This window comes from uncultured Methanobrevibacter sp. (assembly GCF_947169325.1).
Taxonomy (GTDB): Archaea; Methanobacteriota; Methanobacteria; order Methanobacteriales; family Methanobacteriaceae; genus Methanocatella.
Genome location: NZ_CAMVPN010000141.1, coordinates 1 through 3,318, shown reverse-complemented (window position 1 = coordinate 3,318; position 3,318 = coordinate 1). Strand labels below are relative to the sequence as shown.

5 protein-coding genes are annotated in these 3,318 nt (G+C 34.4%); all 5 read left to right on the top strand.

Going from position 1 to position 3,318, the window contains the following annotated elements:
* The first annotated feature begins 101 nt into the window (after window positions 1-101).
* Window positions 102-794 (top strand): cobalt ECF transporter T component CbiQ, encoded by a 693-nt coding sequence (cbiQ, locus tag Q0W26_RS11885; protein ID WP_298525735.1) that lies wholly within the window; start codon window positions 102-104, stop codon window positions 792-794.
* A gap of 1 nt (window position 795) precedes the next feature.
* On the top strand, window positions 796-1,629 hold the full coding sequence (locus Q0W26_RS11880; protein WP_298525732.1) for an ATP-binding cassette domain-containing protein: 834 nt from the start codon (window positions 796-798) through the stop codon (window positions 1,627-1,629).
* Window positions 1,630-1,772: 143 nt separating this feature from the next.
* Window positions 1,773-2,231 carry a riboflavin synthase gene (ribC, locus tag Q0W26_RS11875; protein WP_298525729.1) on the top strand — a complete coding sequence of 153 codons (459 nt, stop codon included), beginning with the start codon at window positions 1,773-1,775 and terminating at the stop codon, window positions 2,229-2,231.
* Window positions 2,232-2,242: 11 nt separating this feature from the next.
* The gene (locus Q0W26_RS11870) at window positions 2,243-2,947 is read left to right on the top strand and encodes a glycosyltransferase family 2 protein (RefSeq protein WP_298525726.1); all 705 of its coding nucleotides are present in this window, start codon (window positions 2,243-2,245) and stop codon (window positions 2,945-2,947) included.
* Window positions 2,948-2,958: 11 nt separating this feature from the next.
* The gene (locus tag Q0W26_RS11865; protein WP_298525723.1) at window positions 2,959-3,306 is read left to right on the top strand and encodes a DUF2304 family protein; all 348 of its coding nucleotides are present in this window, start codon (window positions 2,959-2,961) and stop codon (window positions 3,304-3,306) included.
* Window positions 3,307-3,318 lie beyond the last annotated feature (12 nt).

Below are 3,318 nucleotides of genomic sequence, written 5' to 3'. Positions count from 1 at the left end.
GGTTCAATCATTATTGGATATGCATTTGGTTACTGGAGAGGACAAGGTAAAGAAGAATAATTTTATTTATTCTTTCTTTTTTTTTCTTTTTTTGTGATACTATGAAATTTGATATGGATTATATTGCTCATCATAATGCATTAACAGAAACAAATCCTTATTTTAAATTGTTCCTGACAATTATTTTGTTAATTGTTACATTGGCACTTGATAATCTGTATTTCGACGTATTGGTTTTTGTTGTAATGTCTATTGTCATTCTCTTTATAGCAAAAATAAACATAAGGTCATATTTGAAATTTTTAACAATTCCTGTGGCATTTCTTGTTATCACCTGTTTATTTTTAATGTTATTTTTCGGAAAAGGGGAAGTAATTTATGAAACAGGTATTTTTGGGATTGTTGTAACAACTGATTCATTTCATTATGCTGTTTATACATTTATGAGGGTATTGGGTTGTTTTCCTTGTTTAGGGTTTTTAGCACTCACAACTCCTATTGCGAAAATATTACATTGTTTGGCAACTCTAAAAGTTCCAAAAATCATGATTGAGATTGGTCTTTTAATGTATAATGCGATATTTATTTTCTTAAATGAGATTGACACCATGCAAAAGGCACAGGATACCAGATTAGGGTATCATTCTTACTGGACTTCATTCAAATCATTAGGCGCTCTTACAAGTACAATATTTTTAAGATCTTTGGATAAAAGTGAAACACTCCAATTTGCTCTAGATTCAAGAGGATATACTGGAGAACTTCCACTTTATGAACCGAAACAGGAGAATTAACATGTTAGAAGTTAAAAATATTAAATATTCATACAATAATGATTATCAAGCACTGAAAGGAGTAAGCTTAAAAGTGGAAAAAGGTCAAATGGTTGCTCTTTTAGGTAAAAACGGTGCAGGTAAATCTACTTTGTTTCTGCATCTGAATGGGATTTACGAACCTGATGAAGGACAAGTCTTTATCGATGGTGAAGAGTTAAAATATGATAAGAAATCTTTACTTAAATTCAGACAGAAAGTAGGAATTGTATTTCAAAACCCTGATGATCAAATATTCGCTCCAACAGTTGAAGAAGATGTTGCTTTTGGTCCTTTAAACTTAGGATTATCTATGGAAGAAGTTCAGGACAGAGTAGAATATGCTTTGGCTCGTGTTGGCATGTCAGGTTTTGAAAAGACAGCTCCCCATCATTTAAGTGGAGGTCAAAAGAAAAGAGTTGCTATTGCAGGAATTCTTGCAATGAAACCACAGATAATGGTTTTGGATGAGCCTACTGCCGGTCTTGACCCGCAGGGTGTAGTTAATTTAAGTCAATTATTGGATGAGCTTAATGAAGAAGGAATTACAATCATTATTTCAACTCACGAAGTAGATTTGGTTCCAAACTATGCGGATAAAGTCTTTGTTTTGGTAGATGGAATATTAATTGGTGAAGGTACTCCTAAAGAGATTTTCGCACAGCCTGAAATTCTTGAACAGGCTAACTTAAAAGTGCCTATTGTCACTGAGTTGTTCCAACAGCTCGAAGAAGAACAAGGCTTTGACATGCATGGAGATTATCCTTTAACAATTAGTGAAGCCAAGGAAAGGTTTTTGGAAATCTTAAACAAATAAATTCTATTATTTTTTTTGTAAAAAATTTTTTTCATAATTTTAATCATTAAAGTATTACTCACAGTAATAATTCATAATACTTTTTTATTTTTAAATAAATTTTTATATTAATTAAAACATATTTTCTCATAAGGTGAATTTACATGAGAATTGGAATTTGTGACACTACATTTGCTCGCTTTGACATGGCTGCAGCGGCCATAGATGAGCTTAAAAATAACGCTTATGATTTAAAGATAATTCGCGAAACAGTTCCTGGAGTAAAAGACTTGCCGGTAACTGCCAAAATTCTCATTGAAGAGGAAAACTGTGATATAGTGATGGCACTTGGAATGCCTGGGCCTATGGAAAAGGACAAGATGTGTGCTCACGAAGCGTCAACCGGTCTGATTAATGCACAGCTGATGACAAATACTCACATTCTGGAAGTGTTTGTACACGAAGATGAAGAGGAAGACCCTGTTGAGCTTGCAAAACTTGCAGAAAACAGGGCACGTGAACATGCACAGAATTTAATTAAAATGATGTATCACAGAAAAGCGATGAGAAAAGAAGCGGGAATGGGAATGCGTGAAGGAAAAGAGGATGCAGGACCATTATAATTAGGTGCAACATGGAATACGAAATAACAGCAGAAGATAAGGATGCTACATATGTTGTTCTTCCTGCATATAATGAAGCAACAAGAATCCAGCCTGTAATTGAGGCCATTGCGGAGAAAGGGTATAATATGGTCATTGTCAATGACGGATCATCAGACAATACTCTAGAGGTTATTCTAGAATCCAAAAGGAAATATCCAGAGAGGATTCATGTTTTTTCATTGCTTATCAACAGGGGTGTTGGTGTTGCAACACAAACAGGCTTTGATGCCGTTTTAAGATTCAACCCTAAATATATTGTAAGTATGGATTCGGACGGACAGCACTCCGCTGATGATTTGGATGATGTAATCAAACCGTTGGTTACAGGTGAAGCTCAGGCCGTTATTGGCGTAAGGCCTCTGGAAGACATGCCGTTTACCCGTAATTTTGCAAATGCAGTGATGAATCTTTTAACCAGAATATTTTATAGGGTTGACGTAAGCGATTCCCAGACTGGATTCAGGGCAATCACGAAAGAGGCACTGAACAAGATTAGCATCAACGCTACAGGATATTTGATTTCATCAGAATTCATTCGTGAAATCAATGACAATAACATTCCGTTTGCAGAAGTTCCAATCGAAACGATTTACACTCCTGAAACCCAAGCAAAAGGAACAAATGTTACTGAAGCAATTAAAATAGTGTTCCAGATGATCAAGCATCAATTTTAAAAGGTGATAATATGTTATTATATTCTTTAATATTTCCAATAATTTCCATAATAGCCATTGTGTGGTTTGTATTAAGATATATGAAAGGAAAGAATTCCCTCACAACCGTCATCTTATGGACTATTTTTTGGATTATTGTCAGTGTATTTGCACTTTTCCCAAATTTAAGTACTTCATTTGCCAGTGCATTTGGTATAACCCGTGGTTTGGATTTCATAATCATTTTGGTATTTGTAATCTTGTTCTACACCATTTTGAAATTGTATTTTATTGTTGATAAGATGCAGAACGATTTGAACAGGATTGTAAAGGAAGTTGCCCTTCAAAATGAAATCACTCTTGAGGAAGAAGAGGAATAATCCATGTTATAT

Excerpts from the sequence above, each read along its gene's own strand:
- cbiQ (WP_298525735.1), top strand. The coding sequence starts at position 102 with ATGAAATTTGATATGGATTATATTGCTCATCATAATGCATTAACAGAA.
- Q0W26_RS11880 (WP_298525732.1), top strand. The coding sequence starts at position 796 with ATGTTAGAAGTTAAAAATATTAAATATTCATACAATAATGATTATCAA.
- ribC (WP_298525729.1), top strand. The coding sequence starts at position 1,773 with ATGAGAATTGGAATTTGTGACACTACATTTGCTCGCTTTGACATGGCT.
- Q0W26_RS11870 (WP_298525726.1), top strand. The coding sequence starts at position 2,243 with ATGGAATACGAAATAACAGCAGAAGATAAGGATGCTACATATGTTGTT.
- Q0W26_RS11865 (WP_298525723.1), top strand. The coding sequence starts at position 2,959 with ATGTTATTATATTCTTTAATATTTCCAATAATTTCCATAATAGCCATT.